This window comes from Asticcacaulis sp. W401b, from assembly GCF_046503825.1.
Classification (GTDB): domain Bacteria; phylum Pseudomonadota; class Alphaproteobacteria; order Caulobacterales; family Caulobacteraceae; genus Asticcacaulis.
In genome coordinates this window covers 1-18,414 of the sequence record NZ_JBKFEE010000012.1, presented here as the reverse complement: position 1 = coordinate 18,414, position 18,414 = coordinate 1, and the positions used below count along the sequence as shown (strand labels likewise).

The following is an 18,414-nucleotide window of genomic DNA, read 5'->3' as shown; positions in this document are numbered from 1 at the left end:
GTTACTGCCCTTGTGAATCGGGGCCGGCGGCGTATCCGAGGTTGGTGAAGTTGAAATTGTCGAGCACCGAAACCTTGTCGGTGGCCATCAGGGCGTTGACCCGTTCCGCCTCGCTCTGCGCCGCCGCACGGCGATTGCTCTCCAGCATGGCCTGCGCCATCTGCAGCTTGTTCTGATCGTTGGAAACCTGGGCCTCCTCGATTGCGATGCGGGCCTGGAGCTCGGCGATGGCCTTCGGGTCCTGCGTGGCATTGATCTGCGCCCGCAGACCTTCGATCTGGGTCGTGCGTTGGTTCAGCAAGGCCATGGTGTCGCGCTGGAACGCGAGCGCCTGCGCGTTTTGACCGAGGAGCACCTGGCAGGAGGTTTTCGCCCGAGCGTCGGTGATGTCGCCACAGTCGTAAATCTGCGAGCCCGTCCGGATGTCTAAAGCTTTGCCCGATAGAAGTCCCGTCGAGTTCAGGCTATCGAGCGTCATCGACAGATCGGTGGGCACGACGTGACGCAGGACGGGGTTGTTCAGGAGGTCACCGAACCCCCGTGCCCCGGTCAGCGCATCATACTGTGCCTTGACGCGCTCGAAAGTCGCCTGCGCTTTCTGGATGCTGTCGCGCATCTGATTGTACTGCTGTGCCCAGGCCTGCACCTGCTTGACCGCCTGAGCGTAGTTGGTGGGGTCGTAAACAATCCCACCGACGCCGCCAATAGCGAGGGCCGAGGTCGAAACGGCGGTCAGCATGAGGGTGCCGCCGAGGGCGGCTATGGTCTTCTTACTCAAAAACATGGCGGGGAGTCCTATTTGTTGAGATGGGAAATCGAATTGCGACGGTAGAGAGGTCGTGCTGGTGTTGAGGGCGCATTGCGGCCCTGTTGGATTGTCCCGCCGGAAGATGAACCCGTGTTGGCGGGTGGCGCCCACGAAGATCGCCGGCTGGGCATGCGTGGCATGGCGAAGTGCGGCATAGGCGCGCCGCCCACCAGTGAAGCGGCGAGCATGGGGATGTAACCAAAGATAAAACCGAAGGACACGGACAGAACCAACACTTTCACAACGTCGAGGAAGATGGCTGTGGTGTCGAAGTTGGCCGTCACCTGTTCAACGATGTTTTCGAGAAACAAGGTGCTAATTGCCAGAACAATGCCGGCCAAAACCTTGATAATGATCGTGTTCAGCGCCGATGAAAGCCAAGCGTCAGCGAACCGTTGGATAGGCGGGAAAATCAAAGTGACCACGAATACCGGACCAAGAGCGATAACCAACACGCCCGCGACCTTGGCCAGCATGAAGACGCAGACCGCAAAGCCGAAGAAAATTAGAGTCGCCAAGGCCAAAACGATTACGGCAATGACGACCGCCATATTCGGCATGAGCCCAATACCATCGGACTTCAAGTTTTCCTGCAACTTGTTGAAAAGATCGAAAAAGGCTTCGACCGTTTGGTCGAGTAGTTCGCCACCGCTGGCGACGCCTGTGGTCGCCTCGAACAAACCGGCTTCAATTCCATTCAGTCCACCGACGATGTAGGAGTTGAAGCCTCCCGCGCTTAGGGAGACCGCAGCAATAAGTGACCACTTGACGGCTTTCCACATGCTGGAATGCAGGCTGTCGCTCGCCTCGCCGCGCATCACAGCATAGCCGATGAGGATGATGTAGATGACGATCCCAGTCGCCACGATTGGTGCGGCGATCGCACACAGGTTCGCAGCCGTTGAGCTGAGGTAAAACGCCAGTTGCTCGTCCATTCCAGCTTCAAAATTAGTGAAGAACGAGACCGTCATGGTTCAGCCCGCCTCTTCCGAAGTCATGGGCTTCGCAGGTGAATTTGAAGCATCGCCAGATGCCGGTCGCGGAATGAGCGCAGCCTTCTCACGAATCCGCGCCTTCTTCGAGCTGTCGCAGGACTTGCCCTTACAGTCCCAGGCATCCCAGTAAACTTTAGCCATGACGGGGTAGAGCTGTAGCCACCTTTCGCGGGTGGTTCCGGACCGCTTCAGGCTTCGGTCTGTGGTGATCCCATCGAATTCGAAGTTGTCTAACGACGACTTTTTCTCCGCCCGAACGCCTGAGGCGCTGACCAGGGTAAGGGCCGCGAGCGCGACCAGGGTGTGCGATCTCATGCGATCTGTCTCCTTTGTTGGGTTCGGTTTGCGAGCCGGTCGAGGAACACCGGTAGCCAGACGTCCGGGTCATCGCCGTGCGTCTCTCGAATACCGTCGAGCAGGGCGACATTCTCCGTGGTGCCCGAAATCACGTTCAGCACCTCGGTCAAGCCGCCGAGGTCGAACCGGCAGATGGCGCTGGTCTTGCCTTGCTTGACGAGGAAGGTCCGTGAGGTCTCGCCGAGGGAGCGAATAACCTCAAACTCCGCTTCCGTGACCTTGAAACCATCGACATAATCGGCCCGGTCGGCGCGCGGGTTGGGCAGGTAGATCTGCGTCACGCTCTGCTCGACCATCGTCTTGCCGATTAGGTGCGTCAGGACGTCCGAGGGCGACTGAGTTACGAAGACCCCGAGCCCGTTTTGCTTACGGATCGTTTTCTGCTTGTTGAGCGCGAAGTCGCTGAAATGGCTGTCCATTAGCGGCTTCCAAAACTCTTCCATGATGTAGAGGAACGGCGCGCCGTCGATCAGGGCCTCCGTCGTGTGCAGGAGATAGGCCATGACCGGGGTGCGGATCTCCGGATCGTCCAGGAACTCCGTGTAGTCGAATCCGTAGAGGCGGCTGTTGGAGAAATCCAGGGTGTCCCGGTCATTGTCGAAGACCCAGCCCAGCGACTGCCCGCGCAACCACTTGCGCAGCCGCATCTGCAGCGAGTTCTCACCGACGACCGACAGATTCTGACAGACCAGAGAGAGACAGCGCACGTCGCGTGACACATGCGCGCCCATAGTGGTGCGAACCGCTTCCGATATCTCGTTCTCTTCACGCGCCGTCAGTTCACCGCCAACCAGCAGTCGCACCAGCTTTTCGCAAAACTGGATGTTCTCTTCGGTCGGTTCAAGCTGGAACGGGTTGAATCCGGTCGGCGTGCCGCGCTCCAGCGGCCGGTACTGACCACCTAAGGCCCGAATACCGATCTCCATGCCGCGGTCCTTATCGAAGCAGACGGCCCGCAGGCCCGGATACTTCAACGAGAAGGCCAAAAGCGCGGTCTGAAGCACGGTCTTGCCGCTGCCCGTCGTGCCGCAGATGAAGGTGTTGCCGGGCAGAGCTTCGCCTTCGGCGTTGCGAGCCGGCGGCGACACATGGAAGTTAAAATAATAGGGCTGGCCCGAGGGCGTCTGAAACAAGGCCAACGCCTCGCCCCAGGGATTCCCTAATCGCTTTCCCGTATCGAAATTATGGAACGGCGACAGTCCGGCAAAGTTTCGGCTGGTCAGCTTGGCTTCACGCGGACGCAGGTCCCAGTTTCCCGGCAACTGCGCAAACCAAGCCGCTTCCGGCACCACATCGATGACCGACATTTTAAATCCGGCTTGATCCTGTAACGCCGCGCGCGCGTCAGACATGGCCTTGCCCAAGGCCTCGGCGCTTTCGGTCAGGATGGCGAGCGAATAGTGATATTCGCCGACCTCGATCTGACCAGCGACCAGATCATCGAGGGCTTCGGTGATCTCGACGATTTCGGTTTCAGAGGCATCCTCAGCTGCGTGCATGTGGCCGCGCTGGCGTTCCAGCGCCCCTTGGGCGTCACGCCGGTTCAGAATCGAGAAGGACTGTGTCTCGATATATTCATAGTCGGCATAGAGCACAGCATTGCCGACGCCGCTCTCGGTCCACTTCGGATAGTCCGCGATATCGAGGAAGCCGGCAAAGCGTCGCGCCAGCGGATGCACGATCTGCAGCCGGCCATTGTTATCACCAAAATGCAGGCGGCTTGTCGTTAAGTACTGGTCGATAGACGCCCGACGCAGCGGCACCTCTTCCCAGACCCCGTTGACCAGGTAGCCATACATGGCCAGCAGGCCCGAATAGACGACGTTCCCTTTGGTGTAGGTGGTCAGGCGTTCCGGTCGATAAGGCTCCAACGCCCGCTCGACCATCTTGGCGACATCTTCTAGATTATCGAGCGCTTCGCTGTCGGCGGCCTTGATGTCGGCCAGAGACCGCTTGGCCGCCCCGAACAGATTGCCGAACACATTGGGCACCTTACCCAGATCGGGACGCCAGACGACGCTCAGATAGAGTTCGGTGCGCATCTGCCGATGGCGTTCGAACGTCGCGTAATAGTCCGCTGCCAGGCGGCAGGCAAACGCATTGTCATAGGTGGACGACAGACGCTCATAGACGCGACGGCGCAGCTTGTGCGACCACAGAGCGACCTGTCCGCCGTTGAGGCCACGCAGCAGATTGGTCAGGTTCTCTTTGGCCGCTGCGATGTCGCCTTCGTCCTGCGTCTCGAAGCTAATGCCCGCCAGCTTCCACGTCGCCACGTAGTCGCCGGTCCGGCGCAGCTTGATGACGTCGGGCGCAATGTGGGTGCCGAAGGGGATATATTCGCTGGCGGAAACCTGAACGGCGACCGCATCCTTGAGTTGGGCGCGAGGTTTCATGTCATCTCTTTTTCAGGCTAAAAGGAGAGTAGCTCAACGCACCCCAAAACCCGCGCGCCCCCTGCATACGCACCCGTAGGCGCAGCCGCAGGACGAGCTGGTTGAGCCGCTGGTCATCCTGACGGGTCACCGTACGCATCCACAGATAAAGCGGTAGATAGACCGCGACGATCAGGATCGAAACATAGGCGTTCACGAACAGGCCGAGCATAGCCAGTAGGACCGCCGATCCCGTCAGCAAAATCGCCGGTACCATCGGCACGCCTAAGAACATGGCGGGACGGGTAGCGCCTCTGAAGACGGGATCGCGGAACGTCATGGGTCAGGCCGCCCCGCCGCCGCTGAACAGCTGCGGGCCGATAGCCGCGGCGCCGCCCACCAGAATGCCACCGAAGAAGATGTGCGCCACCTCAGACCATTTAGCGTGCTGGAACATCATTTTTACGCCCACCCACATGATCGCAATGACGATCACCACCACGCCAATCCCGGTGATGGTGGCTTGAATCCAGCTCAGACCGGAGTCCAGTTGCGCGATCTGCGCATAGGCGGGCGCGGCCACCAAAAGGGAGACGCCGGTGAGCGAACCGGCGCGCGCAATGAAAGTTTTCGCCTTCGTATCCATGGTTTTTTTCCTTAAAACAGGAGGGCCGTAGCCGGCCCGTGGGTTGCGACGGGTTGCGGGAGGGGCGTGTCAGGTGCCATAGCCGCGACGGGAGAGAGCGACGCTGAAACGAACAAGGTATCGGGTACGGGTACGCGCACTGGCAGGGACCGCCTGGCGGTCTGGAGGCGGATGGAGGTTCGCGCCATCCGATCGCGTGCCGACATCATCGGAACCGCGAAACTCGATTGTGAGGGCAGGTCGGTGACCGAGGGCGGTGTCGCAGCCTGGATCTTGGCGACATAGCCCAGACTGTATCCGGCGGTGAAACTACCGCTGTAATAGCAGCTGAAGGCGTCGGTAAGCGCCGTGGGTGACGCCCCTGCCCGCTTGTAACAATCCTCAAGTATTGCGCCACCCGTTCGCAAATTTTGACATGGGTCAAAAGCACTTAAGAATGTAAGTCCATATTTGGGGAAATTCTTTTTGTTAACCTGCGCCAGCCCCAATGAATAATTATATCCATTTACTTCAAGCATCTTTGCCGTCGCTACGGCTTCGTCGAGCGTACGCGGCTGTCTCTCGAGCTTTCCGCCCACGACTCCGATTGCGTAGGGATTAAAATTTGACTCCACAGAGACGATGCGATGCATCGTATCGGCGTGGACGTTCGGGGCGCAAAGCTGCGCCAGTGCCGCGAAATCCATGTCGCAACCTATTGATACTTATTGGAGGGAGGAGGCAAGCTTACTGCCCTGCAGCAATCATAGGCAGATAGGGATTCCGGTGACAAGCCCCTAATCGCGAATGATTTGCATAAAACTTGAGATTTGTTACTTGCTTATAATATTTGCTTTTGGTTTTTCTTTTTAATTACTTCATTGCCTTATTTCGATGCTGAAAAATGGCGCGTCAGAATGTTCAATACCGAAGGTATGGGATAGTCACGGGGTCGGCAGGCGACGGAGGAAATTGGCAGGTCGACGATCGACCGTTTCAGGAGGTGGGTGGCGGGTGTGGTGAGGCACTCGACCCACCCATCCGCTTGCCTAGCGGTAACCAATTAGAGGCAAGAACAATCGCGTGGGGCGTCTTTGACGCTGGCAATCTTACGAGACGGAGGGCGATCATCGATTACGATCCCAAAAGCGGAACTCGTCTTTTTCGCGGATCCTCAATACCAGGTGGCGGTCGCCCGCCCGATCGGTCGCCTCGAGGCGCCCACCTTTCTGCGCGACCTCTACAAGGCTTACACTCAATCACCCGCGCTATGGACCTATCATCGTCTCATGGACCTTCGCCGCTTCACCGGCGTACTCGAGGATGGGGGCGTCTGCATTATGTCAAACATGGCGGCACCTCTTTCGGCGTTACCCGCAGATTGTAACGCGGTGCCCTACCTGAGTTCGGTCATTTGTTCGTTTTTTGCTCTTTATTGCGTGGTGGTTGCCGCCAGCGAGTTCTCGGGTGACGTTTGCCGCGACCGTATCTGGCATTAGATTCCGAACCGAACTTAGGGCCACGACATCTCACTGACTTGGGACGCATCCAGTGGCCTCGTCATCGGCGAGATCTGGTTGACTTCCGGTGTCGCCTCCCCGGCCTGCCTCAACGCCGGCGTTCTGGCCTTTCTTCCCCTAGGCTACGCCCATTCCTCGTGAGACAAGAGCGGGAATGCCGGTGTCCTGCGCTTCGCTTCGGTACTGTCGGATGCAACGTCCGGCGCCTTCCGCCGACTAATCGCCCTCGAGGCCGTACGGTGCAGCCCGAAACTCGGCGCCTTCAAGAAGATCGCCCGCGATCAGTACGCGCCACCGTTATCCGCATCATCCCTTAAGCGGGAAGCGGCGAAGATGGCGCTACAGACCGCGTTTTTGCAGGCAATACCGAGACCGGTCCCGCCTGGACCAAACAAACGAACGACTTCTGCGACTATATGGGTCTAAAGAGGCGACCCTAAGGGAACCAGGATGGCAGAATCGAGTCGATTGTTTTGCATACGCTCCATTCCAAGATCGGCGAGCCCCCTCCCCTCGTCCTCGTCTCACCTCGTTACATCCAGCAGAGTATGAAGATCACGTAGGCAGCTAGACGATCGTAACAGTGCCCTTGCCGATAATCGCTAGAACCCAAGAGACCGAGAGACAGGTCCCCAAGCACAAATCCACATTTACACATGCGTAAGTGCGCATGTGTAAATGTGGATTTGCGCAAACTCCTTGGCACCGGGAAGCGCTTGGTGCCATCGCCCTTTAGTCCTGACGGGCGCTTCAGCGTAACCAGGGTCCTCATACGTCTCATCGGTGTGCGATAATTCCTACGACCGAGCCGCAAGCGAATGTACATTCACATATGCACACTTACGCATGTGCATATGTACAAGTGCATTTATGTAACAATTTGCGAGAGGTATCGGCTGCTTCGGGTTCCGTGTCCCAAGGATTTACGCCATCGATGTGCATTCTGGCAAACCGAGAAGCGGTTCGGGGGCGACGCATCCCCTTTGTATGGAGAACACGGCAGGCGGCTTGTAGTCCGTCACCGCCTGCCTGCATATTTGCACATGAGTACATTTTGCACACTTGCGTATATGCGTAAGGCCGTATGCGCGATTGCGCGCAGTGTTGTAAATTCGTACATGCATATTTACGCATGTGCATGGAAAGAGACTATCCCCGCCGTAACGTGTATTTTGTATGTTTCTGTTTTTACGATACTTTTTTAACGACCCTCCGTTAATTATGAGTGGTTCCTCATATGTGTAAATACGCTACTGCGCATGACCAGAATCAGTTAAATTACGGTCGTTAACCATTTGTTAACTGCGCCGCAAATACACATGCGTAAGTACACATGTGTAGATACGCAACGAGGTCTCATGGCAGTTATAGCTCTCAATTCGCCAAAAGGCGGAGTCGCCAAGACGACATTGGCCATTCTCCTCGCCGCGGAATGCGCCCATCGCGGCTACTCGGTCGCCTTGTTAGATGCGGACCCGAACCAGCACGCCGCTCTGTTCGGAGAGCGTTCGACCGTCGAAAATCTGACCTTTCAGCCCGATATTACTGACGCCACTGTTATTAAAGCCATTCGTCGCGCTGCGGAGGCCTTCGATCTGGTCTTTATTGACTTGCCCGGCGCCACCACGACGCTGAACCTGAAAGCGCTACAGCTCAGCGACTTTGTCATTCTACCATGCCAAACCTCGCGCCCGGATGTTCGCGACGCTATGCGCGGCATCCAGCAAATCGTGGAAGCAGGCGACCTGAAGGGTCTGCCTGGCGACGAAACCATTCCTTACACGATCCTGTGGACGCGCATTCCGTTTCACTTCGAATCTAAAGCGGCCCGTTCCATTCGCGAAGCCATCTCTCAAACCGGCGCACGGACCATGTCCTCAGTCTTGCACGAACGCTCAGTCTATAAGGAGATGCACATCAATAGCGAGGTGCCGCGCCAAATCGACGAGAGCTCGGCCGCCACGAAAGAAGTTTCGGTGTTGACCGACGAACTCCTTGAAACGCTTTATAAAATGAGGGAGCAGGCCGATGTCGCTTGACGGGAAAAGACCCATGGATTCGTCCGCACTCGCGCAGGATCTGTTGAACATCGCGCGCCGCCCGGCCAAAGTCGATCTCACCCACGCGGCTGCGGCAGGGGAGGGCGCGCCCCAAAGACCCAGCCTCAGAGGCAACCTGACCCGCACCCCTCGGGACGAGGAAATCGCCGCTGTGGCCCAGACCGTCGCCCGCGATCACAAAGGCTTCACCTCGGCAGCTACCGAACCTATCCCGCAGGAGCGCTTTCACTGTTTCCTGCCTCAGGTCACAGCGCGTGATATCGCTGTTCGCGCGGCCAATGCGAGAGTGACGCGGACCTATCTGTTGTTGAAGGCTCTGGCAGACGCAGGATACGACGTGCCCCCCGAAGCCATCGTTCCGGATAAGCGGTCGCGGCGGTAGCCATGGTGAAAAAGCGCAACGATCCCTATCCGATGGGCGATCTATTCGTTCAGGATATCATCGACTACTCCCCGAAAGAGGAACGGACGATGATGGAACGACCGTTTTTCTCGCTCTCAAAGCGTAAGCGGAACAAGCCGATCGACTATGTCAGCGATGACCAGCAGGTCTTCGTGAAGGTGCTCCCGCATCCTGATTTTGGCATGGCCACCATATGGGACCATGACATCCTCATCTGGTGCATCTCAAAGGTCGTCGCCGAGAAGGCGAGGGGGAGTAATTTCGACTCTCGCACCATCCATACCACGCCCTATGAGATCTTGCGGGGCATCGCCCGTGGCGTCAGCGGAACCGAATATACGCGCCTGTTCGAAGCGATCCGCCGTCTACGTCACACATCAGTTGAGACAAATATTCGCGCAGGTAAGAAAAACTTTGCCAGTTTCAACTGGTTAGCGGAAGTTGAAGGGGAGGGAAATATCGATTCTCCCGAACAGATGGAAAACGTCAAATCCATCGCTTTGACCCTGCCTCGGTGGATCCACGACGCCATTCTGAAGAACGATAACGTCCTGACGCTTGACCGGGAATACTTCCTCCTGACCAGCGGCCTGGATCGCGCCCTTTATCGCATCGCCCGCAAGCACGCCGGCAATCAACCAAACGGCTGGACCTGCGGCTTTCCGGTCCTCCATCGCAAGACCGGTAGCGAGTCGACCTTAAAAAAATTCAACGAGATGATGAAAAAGGCAATCAAGGAAAACAAACTGCCTCGCTACGTCATGACATTGACAACCCTGCAGGATGGCACACCGGCCGCCCACTTCATCGATCGTAAAATCCAGGCCGTTCAGGCCGATCTGAGCCGTCTGGGGTCTGACAGCGAGCGCTTGAAAAGGCTGGCCTTGGAAGATGAGCGCCGTGATCTTATCGACAGCGGGCAGTCGCCCAGGCGCGTCTCGCGCTAGGTCCTGCGGCACGTGTTATCAGGGGCCTCTGTGCCCAGTTGAGACGCGGCCGAAGCTTCCAATCGCAACCTTCAACAAAATCAGCTCTCTATTGCGTGTTATTGAGAGCAAAATTGGGCCGGCGAGCATCGTTCCTGATGCCCATCTCGACGCTTCACCTATCGTGTTTTCAAGGGCCATGCCCAATGTTAAGGCGTTTTGGCTTCACTTGAATTTTGGCTTCCCCGGATTCGACCTTAAGCGCTTCCACTATCGTGTTTTCAGGGACCAGATTCGCTTATTATCGCCGTTTCTCGCGCTGCCAAGTTTCGCATGTCATGCAGCAGCGCCCTCCGCCCGCGATCTATCGTGTTTTCAGGGGCCAGAAACGGCTTTCTGAAAAGGCAGAATATCACATCCGAAAGCACGGGGCGGCAGCCTATCCACAGGGTGGGGATAAGTCCTCCCAACTATCGTGTTTTTAGGGACCATTGGCCACGTGATTTCAAGGACCCTGACGTCGTGCGATTAGGGGCCGATCTATCGTACTATCAAGGGTTAACGGGTGTCATAATCATTTGATTTATTGAGATTAAACCTTCCCTTTTTCGCGCTTAACCTTCTAACTTTATCTATTTAATAAGACTCTTTTTAACCCATACTGAATGGAGGCAAATAGCGACGGGCCCTAAGCGCCTAAAGGAAGGCGCTATAGGCCCGAACTTCGATAGGGCAGCTAAAAAATACCATGGGGCCCCTGAAAACACGATAGTGACCAGAAGAGAATCGCGCTTATTTACCGGGACAATGGCAATCGGGTACGCAGTTTATCGGTTTAGGGAAGTGGGCGGTCCCTGAAAACACGATAGCTGTCGAAAATTTGTCTTTCACGTTCACCGGCTCAGGTGCCAATGCAGGCAGAGCGGCGGCTCCGCCGTCCAGATCGGGTCACACTTGCCCGTAAGGGCGGTCCCTGAAAACACGATAGTCCACCCCCCCTTGACGTCGGCACCCTAATAGGTCGACCACCAGTGACGTGCACATTTACACATGTGTAAATGCGTAAGTCTTGCACCCGTCCATCGCCTCTGGGAAGCGCACGTGCGGTCGCTATGCTGACAGGGGTTTTAAAGGGACCTGTCTTAGCGGATCGACCGTTCAAAGAAGGAGGAAAGGGCTTTTCAGGCCGGATCAGGGCTGGGGATGGGCCTCAGCCGGTCTGGGAACTTCTGACATGTTTGCTATCTCGACTAAGCCAACCGTATCCATCGCCCTATCGCAGCTCATCATTTCCGATCTGAACCTCCGCGCCGGTGAGGAGGCTGACGAGGGCATTGACGAACTAGCGCGCACCTTGTTGCCGGGCGCAAGCGGCCAAATCCTGCCGCTACTGGTGAAAGCCGGTGTAGGGGAGGGGAACTTCGACATCCTCGATGGTCGCCGCCGCTATCTCGCCTGGTCGGATCTGCGCGATGCGGGGGCGATCGACCTTCACCATCCGGTGCAGGTGGTCGTATGCGAGACCGACGACGAAATCGCGCAGGCCGTTATCATCGCCAACGCCATGCGCCGCGAGGTGCAGTTCGCCGATGTGCTTCTGACCCTCAACCGTCTGATCTCCGAGCGCTACACCTACGACCATATGGCCAGATCCCTCGGCCTTGAGGTGAAGGAGATAAGGAAGCTGGCGGCTCTTGCCAGGCTTGATGCGCGTATCCTTCAGGCCTTCAAGGCCCAGCGATTTAAGCGCGGTGTCCTCCGGCAAATGGCCCGGATCAAGGATGCGGAACGGCTGGCGGCACTCATCGATATGATCGAAGAGTCCGACGGCGAGATCCGGGACTATAATATCCGCGAGTTTTTCGAAGACGGCGTCTTTGCCACCGACGTTCTGTTGAATGCCGTGCCGCTCGACCTCTATCTCAAGAAGGGTGGTCGCATCGAGCAGGACCTGTTCGAAGAACAACCCGACCGCTTGCTCGATCCCCAGATCGTCGGGACCCTATGGGAGGTGGCCATGAAGCCGATCGTTAAATCACTCAAGGCTCAGGGGCTCCTCGTCGAATTCGGGCTTGATCTGAACTATGGTGCGCCGTTGGGATTTGCCGAGTTGGGCTGGCGCTACCCCACCAACGCTTCCGACGACCGCCTAGCGGCCCTGAAGACAGAAGTCGAAACCCTGACCGGGCAGGCGCGCGACGCTGCACAGGCAAAGGACACGGCCGCGTTCGTCGCAGCCTGTGCCGAGCTGGTGACCAAGCAGTTGGAGGCGTTTAAGGAGAAGGCGAAGCCGCTCACCCCGAAGGCCTGCAAGGCGACCGTTGGGCAAATCGGTATGCTCAGCGTGAGCTTCTATGTCGATCAGGACGAACTTGATGCGCATTTGAACGCGCAGGCCGAACAGGACCCGGTGACGACCTCCGCTTACACCCCGCCTGTCGATGACACGCCGCTGCCAAAGACCCAGTTGCGTCCAGACGTCACGCTCTATGGTCACGCCCATCACCAGCGTACCACAGCACTCGCCGGGCGGGCCTTGGCGCGCAGCCTTTGCGAAATGCCCTTGGTCGCACTGGATGTGCAACTGTCCGCCCAGTTTCAGCAAGCAGTGCTCTGCCGATCCCACGATGCCGGCAAGTATGTGCTGAAGGTCTGTGCCAGCGCGCGGGCTGACGCGATGCGAAACCCCGACACCGTTCTCGATCAGCCAGTCCTGACACGTCTTCAGCGATTCCGCGACGCCTACGAATCCAGTGGTCAGCACCCCTTTGAGTGGGTATCGAGCCTCGATCCCAATCTCAAGCTCGAACTGCTGGCGCTGATCACCGCCTTGCAGATCGACATGTCGGAATCGCGCACCGATTACGTACGCCCGGCAGCGCGCGCCGAAGCTATACTTATAGCCGCGGCCATCGGACACGATTTCAAGGATCATCTGGCGGTCGAGCCGGAATTCTACGCGTCGTTCTCGAAAAAGGCGCTTCTGGCCATCATAGGTCAGATGGGCCTTGATCCGGATGAGTTCAGCGTTCTGAAGCGTGGGGCTCTGGCCGAAACGGTTCACCAACTGGCCTTCGAGCGGGGTTACATTCCGCCGGCGCTGAACTTCCACGAGGCCGACTACCTCAGTCTGGCCGATGCGGAAGACGACGATGAGACCGACGCGCTGGAAGAAGAGGACTGGGACGGCGACGCCGCCGCTGAAGTTCACGCCCACGACCCCGCGGAGGAGGGGACACAGGCCGATACCGGGCCTAAGGACACGCAAGAAGCCGCCTGACCTCTCATTCACTGGCCGTTTGGCAGCCCCCGCAAGGGGGCTTTTTTCTTGGCGGCATTGCGGCCGCGGCGTTCGCGGACCGGTCAAAGAAAAAGGGAGGGACGGGAAGGGGGAACGCCTGGATGGGCCAGGCCTCGAAGGAATCCCGAGATGACGCTTTCACTCTTTGCTGCTTCACCCGCTAAAATCACTGCGGCCTCCGCCATCCTCGGTGCTGGCCGCTCCCTCTTTCCCTTTCTCACCCGTGGCCGCAAGATCGAAGCGGCGGCGGTACGCGATGTTATGAGCTTTGCCTTCGGCGGAACCGACGCCGACGGCGTATGGACGTGGAAACACGCCTATGAAGCGATCGAGACCGCACAGGTGCTCAATGCGCGGCGCATGGCGGCGCAGTTGTCGCGTATCGAGGACGTGCCTGGTGAAACGCTGCGTCTGTTGGCGGGCTATACCGCGCTTGGCCTGACCCACACCCGGCGCTCGGAAGAACAGGTCGAGATGGATCAGTTCTCGACTCCGCTCGAAATCGCCGCACTCGCTGTTTTATCGGCGCAAATCCGTCCGGGCGATCTGGTGCTAGAACCCTCAGCCGGCAACGGGCTGCTGGCCATTCTCGCAGAGGTCGCCGGCGCGAAGCTGCATCTGAACGAACTGGCCCCGACCCGCCACGACGTGCTGAAGGGCCTGTTCCCGCAAGCCGGGCTTACGGGCCACGACGCCTTACATCTCAAAGATAGTCTGAGCGACTCCGGCCGCTTCGATGCCGTCGTCATGAACCCGCCCTTCGCCGATCTGCAGGCCCACCTGACGGCAGCGCTTGCGTGTGCGGCCGACAATGGCCGCGTCTGCGCCATCGTTCCGGCCAGCTATTTCAACAGCAAGGACGTAACGCGCCTGGCCGCGCACTATCAGATCCGCGCCATGATCCTGTTACCCACCAACGCCTTTTACAAACACGGCACCAGTGTTGATACGGGTCTCCTCGTCGTTGATCGCTGCCCGGCCACGGATGGGTTGCCCTCCGTTCAAGTGACCGAGACGCTCGAACAGGCGGTGTCAGTCGTCCAGTTGGTGTCAGCCCGTCTGAACGCCAAGATGCGGGTCTTTCGATCGGTTGTCCGGCCGACTGCAGTAGGGTCCGTGGCCGCGCCCATCGCCTCTGGGCGCCTGCGCCTTCTAGGGTCGGTGTCGGACATCGACTACACGCCTAAACCCTGGTCGGGTCAGACACGCGATGTTGGCCTCTATTCCGCCTATCAACTGTCACGATTCACGCCGGACCGGGACCGTCCGCACCCCGCCAATTTGGTGGAATCATCGGCAATGGCCACGACTCCCGCGCCCGAAGTCACCTATCGTCCGCGTTTGCCGGCCTCGGCGATTGCCAGCCAGTTGTCGGAGGCACAGATGGAGGTCGTCATTTATGCCGGTCAGGCGCATGAGAAGATACTGCCGGGTCTTTGGAAGCTGGATGAAGACGCTCAGGGCTATAGCCAAACCAAGGCCGATGATCCGGCAGGCTTCCCGCTGCGCCAGGGCTTTTTCCTCGGCGATGGCACCGGGGTAGGGAAGGGGACATCGGTCTGCGCTGTCATCGCTGACAACATGGCGCAGGGCCGCACCAAAGCCATCTGGGTTTCGCGCAATGACACGCTGATCGAGGATGCGCAGCGCGACTGGATCTCGATCGGCGGCGATGCCCACGACATCGTGCCCCTGTCGACCTATAAATTCGGCGCCGCCATCCGCATGGATCGGGGCATCCTCTTCACCACTTACGCCACCTTGCGTCAGGCCGCGCGCAACGGCAAACAGTCTCGTCTCGACCAGGTCGTCAACTGGCTCGGTACGGATTTCGACGGCGCAATGATATTCGACGAATCCCATGAAATGGCTAATGCCGCGTCAGGCAAAGGCTCGCGTGGCGTAAAGAAGGCATCCCAGCAAGGTCTGGCCGGGCTGCTGTTGCAGTATCGAGCTCCCAAAGCCCGCGTGATGTATGTCTCGGCCACCGGTGCCACCGAGCCTACCAATCTGTCCTATGCGCCGCGTCTGGGCCTGTGGGGGAGCGCAGAAGCGCCGTTTGTGACCCGTGAAGACTTCCTCACTGCCGCAACCGATGGCGGCATCGCCTTCATGGAACTGGCGGCCCGCGAACTGAAGGCCAAGGGGCTCTACCTCGCCCGTATGATCAGCTTCGAAGGCATAGAAATCGAAGCGCTGCGCCATGAGTTAACGGAGCAGGATGTCGCCATCTGGGACGCTTGGGCCGGTGCCTTCCACACAATCCATAGGAATCTCGATCGCGCGCTTGAGGCGACGAACATTGTCGGGGCGGAGGGGACCAATTCCGGCCAACACAAGGCTGCCGCCAAATCCGCCTTTGCCTCGACCAGCCAGCGGTTCTTCAATGCCCTCCTGTGCGGCCTGAAGGCCCCCAGCATCATCCGTGACATGGAGCGCCAGATCGACGCCGGACATGCCTGTGTGGTTCAGCTGATTTCCACCAACGAAGCGTCGATGGAGCGGCGGCTGAACGAGGTATCGCCCGGTGACTGGAACGATCTGCATATCGACCTCACGCCACGCGACTTCGTGACGGAATACCTGTCGAATGCCTTTCCCATCCACGCAATGAAGGAGATGGAGGACGACAACGGACATAAGACCGTCGTGCCCCTTTTCGACGAGGACGGTCAGCCGCTGGTCTCGCAGGAGGCGCTGGCCTTGCGTGAAGAGGCGCTGTTGCAACTGGCGCTTCTGCCAGCCGTACCGGGCGCGCTCGACGCCATCCTCCATCATTTCGGGCCCGAAAAGGTGGCAGAGGTGACAGGCCGTTCGCGCCGTGTGGTGGTCAAAGGCGGCAAGCGGGTACTGGAGCGTCGTGGATCGACCGCCAACAAATCTGAGACCGATGCCTTCAATTCCGGCGAAAAGCTGATCCTGTGCTTTACCGCCGCCGGTGGCACCGGCCGATCGTATCATGCCGATCGGCGCTATGCGAACACCCGCCGTCGCGTGCAGTATCTGGCCGAGCCCGGCTGGCGCGCGGACGTTGCCATCCAAGGGATCGGGCGCACGCACCGGACCAATCAGGTGTCTGCACCCATCTTCCGCCCGGTCACCACGGATATCGTCGGCGAAAAGCGCTTCCTCTCGACCATTGCCCGCCGTCTCGACAGTCTGGGCGCCCTATCGAAAGGGGAACGCCGCTCCGCCTCAAACGGCATGTTCCGGGCCGAAGACAGCCTGGAAAATGCCTTTGCCCGCCGGGCGCTCGTCTCCTTCTTCAGCGCTATGAACCGCGGTGAGATCGAGTGCATGACAATTGGCGAGTTCGAGGACAAGACCGCCCTGAAGCTGCGTGATGCCGAAGGGGTGTTCAAATCAGCCGAAGACCTGCCGCCGATCTCGACCTTCCTCAATCGTCTGTTGGCCCTGCGCATCAGCGATCAGAACGCCTTGTTCGCCGCGTTCGAAGCGCGTCTGCGCACCATCATCGAAAAAGCGGTTGCAGATGGGACGCTGGAGACCGGGGTCGAAGATCTCGTGGCCGAACAGATCGACCTGATCGACACCCAGGTCGTGCGGGTTGATGAGACCGGCGCGGAGACCCAGATGTTGCAGTTTCAGATCCGTCATCGCCGTGAACTCTTCGATCTAGCCTATGCCCGCCGCGTGATGGAGAATTTCCCCAACCGTGCCTTGCCGGCGCGCAATGAAAAGTCCGGCCGAGTGGGCCTCGTCATTCAAGGGCTGACGACGACCGATGCACAGGACAATCTCATCCCCGCTATCAAAATCTATCGCCCGTCCGGGGTCTGTGAGACCCATGCGCTGGTGACGTACGAGGAATCGAGCTGGCAGGTGGCCGAGACATCGGCCTGGGAGGCGGCCTGGGTCGCCGAACACGATGCGCTCGATCCGTGGGTGTCGAACCGTATCTTCCTGGTCGTGGGTCTTCTGCTGCCTGTCTGGAAACACCTGCCGACCGACGCAGCCCGTGTGAAACGTCTGAAGGCGCCCTCTGGCGAACGGTGGCTTGGCCGGGTGCTGATCGAGGCAGACGCTCTGAAGCTGAGGCGCGTGCTGGGGCACGACGTCACGTCCGCGCTGCCATCGACGGCGGGGCATTGCCGTGATTTGGTCATGGGGCAGGGGGCGTCTTTGAACCTCTCGCCGGGACTGGTTATCCGGTCGGTCCGCTTCATGGGCGAACGTCGCATGGAGGTCTGCGGCGACCGCGCCGAGTATCCAACCTTGCGGACCCTAGGCTGCGTGATCGAGCTGCTGCACGGGGTGCCGAGGGTCTTCGTGCCGGCCAATGATGACGTGCTGAGCGCCATCGTCGAGAAGTACCCGGTGATGGATGTCACCATGTAGGGGCGTCGAGTTGGGGGGGCGGGGTGACCTGCCTCAGTCTTTTCCAAAGACAAGGAAAGGGCAGGGGAGGGGTGAGCCTCACTGGGAGGCGAATGAAGGAGAGACCCCCATGCGCGTTACTGCCCTAGACACCCTGCTTGCCCGCCTGATCGATCAAATGGACAAGGGTGACCTGCCCTGGCGCAAGCCATGGAAGACCAGCGCCCAGCCCCAGATACCGACACGGGCCGACGGCCAGCCCTTCTCCGGCACGAATCTGTGGCTGCTCGCCATGCAGATGGCCATGAACGGCTGGTCGAACCCGCGATTTTACACCTTCAAGCAGGCCGAGGGTCTGGGCGCGATGGTGCGCAAGGGAGAGAAGGGCTGCCCCGCTATCCTCTATCGCACCACAGAGGTCGATGGTGACGGCGGTGACGATCCGAAGATCCTCCGTTTCCTGAAAAGCTACACGGTCTTCTGCGCCGAGCAGATCGAGGGCCTGCCGCTGGAATGTTACGTCATCCCCGAGCGGCCTGTCATCGATCCCGACGCGATCGACATCTTCTTCGCCGGGATCGATTTTTCTCTGATGCACAAGGGCGATATGGCCTATTACAGCCCCGACAGTGACACGATCGTCATGCCGGTGCCCAGCCAGTTCGAGGACACGGACCGCTATAACAGCGTGCTTGGCCATGAACTG

Annotated in this window: 14 protein-coding genes; 7 read left to right on the top strand and 7 right to left on the bottom strand. The window is 58.9% G+C overall.

Going from position 1 to position 18,414, the window contains the following annotated elements; genetic code table 11:
* Position 1: 1 nt before the first annotated feature.
* Genes ACK8OE_RS16975 through ACK8OE_RS16945 form a run of 7 tightly spaced genes read right to left on the bottom strand, consistent with a single transcriptional unit; the run spans position 2 to position 5,867 of the window.
* Positions 2-784 (bottom strand): type IV secretion system protein, encoded by a 783-nt coding sequence (locus ACK8OE_RS16975; protein ID WP_410273546.1) that lies wholly within the window; start codon positions 782-784, stop codon positions 2-4.
* Between the two features lie 11 nt (positions 785-795).
* Positions 796-1,779, bottom strand: coding sequence for a type IV secretion system protein (locus tag ACK8OE_RS16970; RefSeq protein WP_410273545.1), 984 nt, complete (start codon positions 1,777-1,779; stop codon positions 796-798).
* Between the two features lie 3 nt (positions 1,780-1,782).
* A complete protein-coding gene (locus tag ACK8OE_RS16965; RefSeq protein WP_410273544.1) occupies positions 1,783-2,118 on the bottom strand; it encodes a hypothetical protein in 336 nt (111 codons plus the stop codon).
* Positions 2,115-4,556: a VirB4 family type IV secretion/conjugal transfer ATPase gene (locus ACK8OE_RS16960; RefSeq protein WP_410273543.1), complete on the bottom strand. Its 2,442-nt coding sequence runs from the start codon at positions 4,554-4,556 to the stop codon at positions 2,115-2,117. Before ACK8OE_RS16960 ends, ACK8OE_RS16965 begins: the two co-directional genes overlap by 4 nt.
* A gap of 1 nt (position 4,557) precedes the next feature.
* Entirely contained in the window at positions 4,558-4,875 is a 318-nt protein-coding gene (locus tag ACK8OE_RS16955; protein ID WP_410273542.1) for a VirB3 family type IV secretion system protein, read from the bottom strand.
* Positions 4,876-4,878: 3 nt separating this feature from the next.
* Positions 4,879-5,181 carry a TrbC/VirB2 family protein gene (locus tag ACK8OE_RS16950; RefSeq protein WP_410273541.1) on the bottom strand — a complete coding sequence of 101 codons (303 nt, stop codon included), beginning with the start codon at positions 5,179-5,181 and terminating at the stop codon, positions 4,879-4,881.
* A gap of 11 nt (positions 5,182-5,192) precedes the next feature.
* Positions 5,193-5,867 (bottom strand): lytic transglycosylase domain-containing protein, encoded by a 675-nt coding sequence (locus ACK8OE_RS16945; protein WP_410273540.1) that lies wholly within the window; start codon positions 5,865-5,867, stop codon positions 5,193-5,195.
* 387 nt (positions 5,868-6,254) lie between these two features.
* On the opposite strand from ACK8OE_RS16945, the gene ACK8OE_RS16940 reads away from it, so the two are divergent.
* The 7 genes from ACK8OE_RS16940 to ACK8OE_RS16910 all read left to right on the top strand — a co-directional run.
* Positions 6,255-6,659, top strand: coding sequence for a hypothetical protein (locus tag ACK8OE_RS16940; RefSeq protein ID WP_410273539.1), 405 nt, complete (start codon positions 6,255-6,257; stop codon positions 6,657-6,659).
* A 1,379-nt stretch (positions 6,660-8,038) separates the two neighbouring features.
* The gene (locus ACK8OE_RS16935) at positions 8,039-8,719 is read left to right on the top strand and encodes an AAA family ATPase (protein WP_410273538.1); all 681 of its coding nucleotides are present in this window, start codon (positions 8,039-8,041) and stop codon (positions 8,717-8,719) included.
* A gap of 13 nt (positions 8,720-8,732) precedes the next feature.
* Positions 8,733-9,122 carry a hypothetical protein gene (locus ACK8OE_RS16930; protein WP_410273537.1) on the top strand — a complete coding sequence of 130 codons (390 nt, stop codon included), beginning with the start codon at positions 8,733-8,735 and terminating at the stop codon, positions 9,120-9,122.
* 2 nt (positions 9,123-9,124) lie between these two features.
* Positions 9,125-10,090 (top strand): replication initiator protein A, encoded by a 966-nt coding sequence (locus tag ACK8OE_RS16925; protein ID WP_410273536.1) that lies wholly within the window; start codon positions 9,125-9,127, stop codon positions 10,088-10,090.
* A 1,213-nt stretch (positions 10,091-11,303) separates the two neighbouring features.
* Complete coding sequence (locus ACK8OE_RS16920; RefSeq protein WP_410273535.1) at positions 11,304-13,349, top strand: ParB/RepB/Spo0J family partition protein; 2,046 nt, start codon at positions 11,304-11,306, stop codon at positions 13,347-13,349.
* A gap of 150 nt (positions 13,350-13,499) precedes the next feature.
* On the top strand, positions 13,500-17,729 hold the full coding sequence (locus ACK8OE_RS16915; RefSeq protein ID WP_410273534.1) for a strawberry notch-like NTP hydrolase domain-containing protein: 4,230 nt from the start codon (positions 13,500-13,502) through the stop codon (positions 17,727-17,729).
* A gap of 109 nt (positions 17,730-17,838) precedes the next feature.
* Positions 17,839-18,414 (top strand): ArdC-like ssDNA-binding domain-containing protein (locus ACK8OE_RS16910; RefSeq protein ID WP_410273533.1); only part of this gene is annotated, 576 nt, incomplete at its 3' end.

Coding starts and splice junctions, on each gene's coding strand:
- ACK8OE_RS16915 (WP_410273534.1), top strand. CDS start 13,500: ATGACGCTTTCACTCTTTGCTGCTTCACCCGCTAAAATCACTGCGGCC.
- ACK8OE_RS16960 (WP_410273543.1), bottom strand. CDS start 4,556: ATGAAACCTCGCGCCCAACTCAAGGATGCGGTCGCCGTTCAGGTTTCC.
- ACK8OE_RS16920 (WP_410273535.1), top strand. CDS start 11,304: ATGTTTGCTATCTCGACTAAGCCAACCGTATCCATCGCCCTATCGCAG.
- ACK8OE_RS16925 (WP_410273536.1), top strand. CDS start 9,125: ATGGTGAAAAAGCGCAACGATCCCTATCCGATGGGCGATCTATTCGTT.
- ACK8OE_RS16930 (WP_410273537.1), top strand. CDS start 8,733: ATGGATTCGTCCGCACTCGCGCAGGATCTGTTGAACATCGCGCGCCGC.
- ACK8OE_RS16975 (WP_410273546.1), bottom strand. CDS start 784: ATGTTTTTGAGTAAGAAGACCATAGCCGCCCTCGGCGGCACCCTCATG.
- ACK8OE_RS16965 (WP_410273544.1), bottom strand. CDS start 2,118: ATGAGATCGCACACCCTGGTCGCGCTCGCGGCCCTTACCCTGGTCAGC.
- ACK8OE_RS16970 (WP_410273545.1), bottom strand. CDS start 1,779: ATGACGGTCTCGTTCTTCACTAATTTTGAAGCTGGAATGGACGAGCAA.
- ACK8OE_RS16945 (WP_410273540.1), bottom strand. CDS start 5,867: ATGGATTTCGCGGCACTGGCGCAGCTTTGCGCCCCGAACGTCCACGCC.
- ACK8OE_RS16950 (WP_410273541.1), bottom strand. CDS start 5,181: ATGGATACGAAGGCGAAAACTTTCATTGCGCGCGCCGGTTCGCTCACC.
- ACK8OE_RS16935 (WP_410273538.1), top strand. CDS start 8,039: ATGGCAGTTATAGCTCTCAATTCGCCAAAAGGCGGAGTCGCCAAGACG.
- ACK8OE_RS16955 (WP_410273542.1), bottom strand. CDS start 4,875: ATGACGTTCCGCGATCCCGTCTTCAGAGGCGCTACCCGTCCCGCCATG.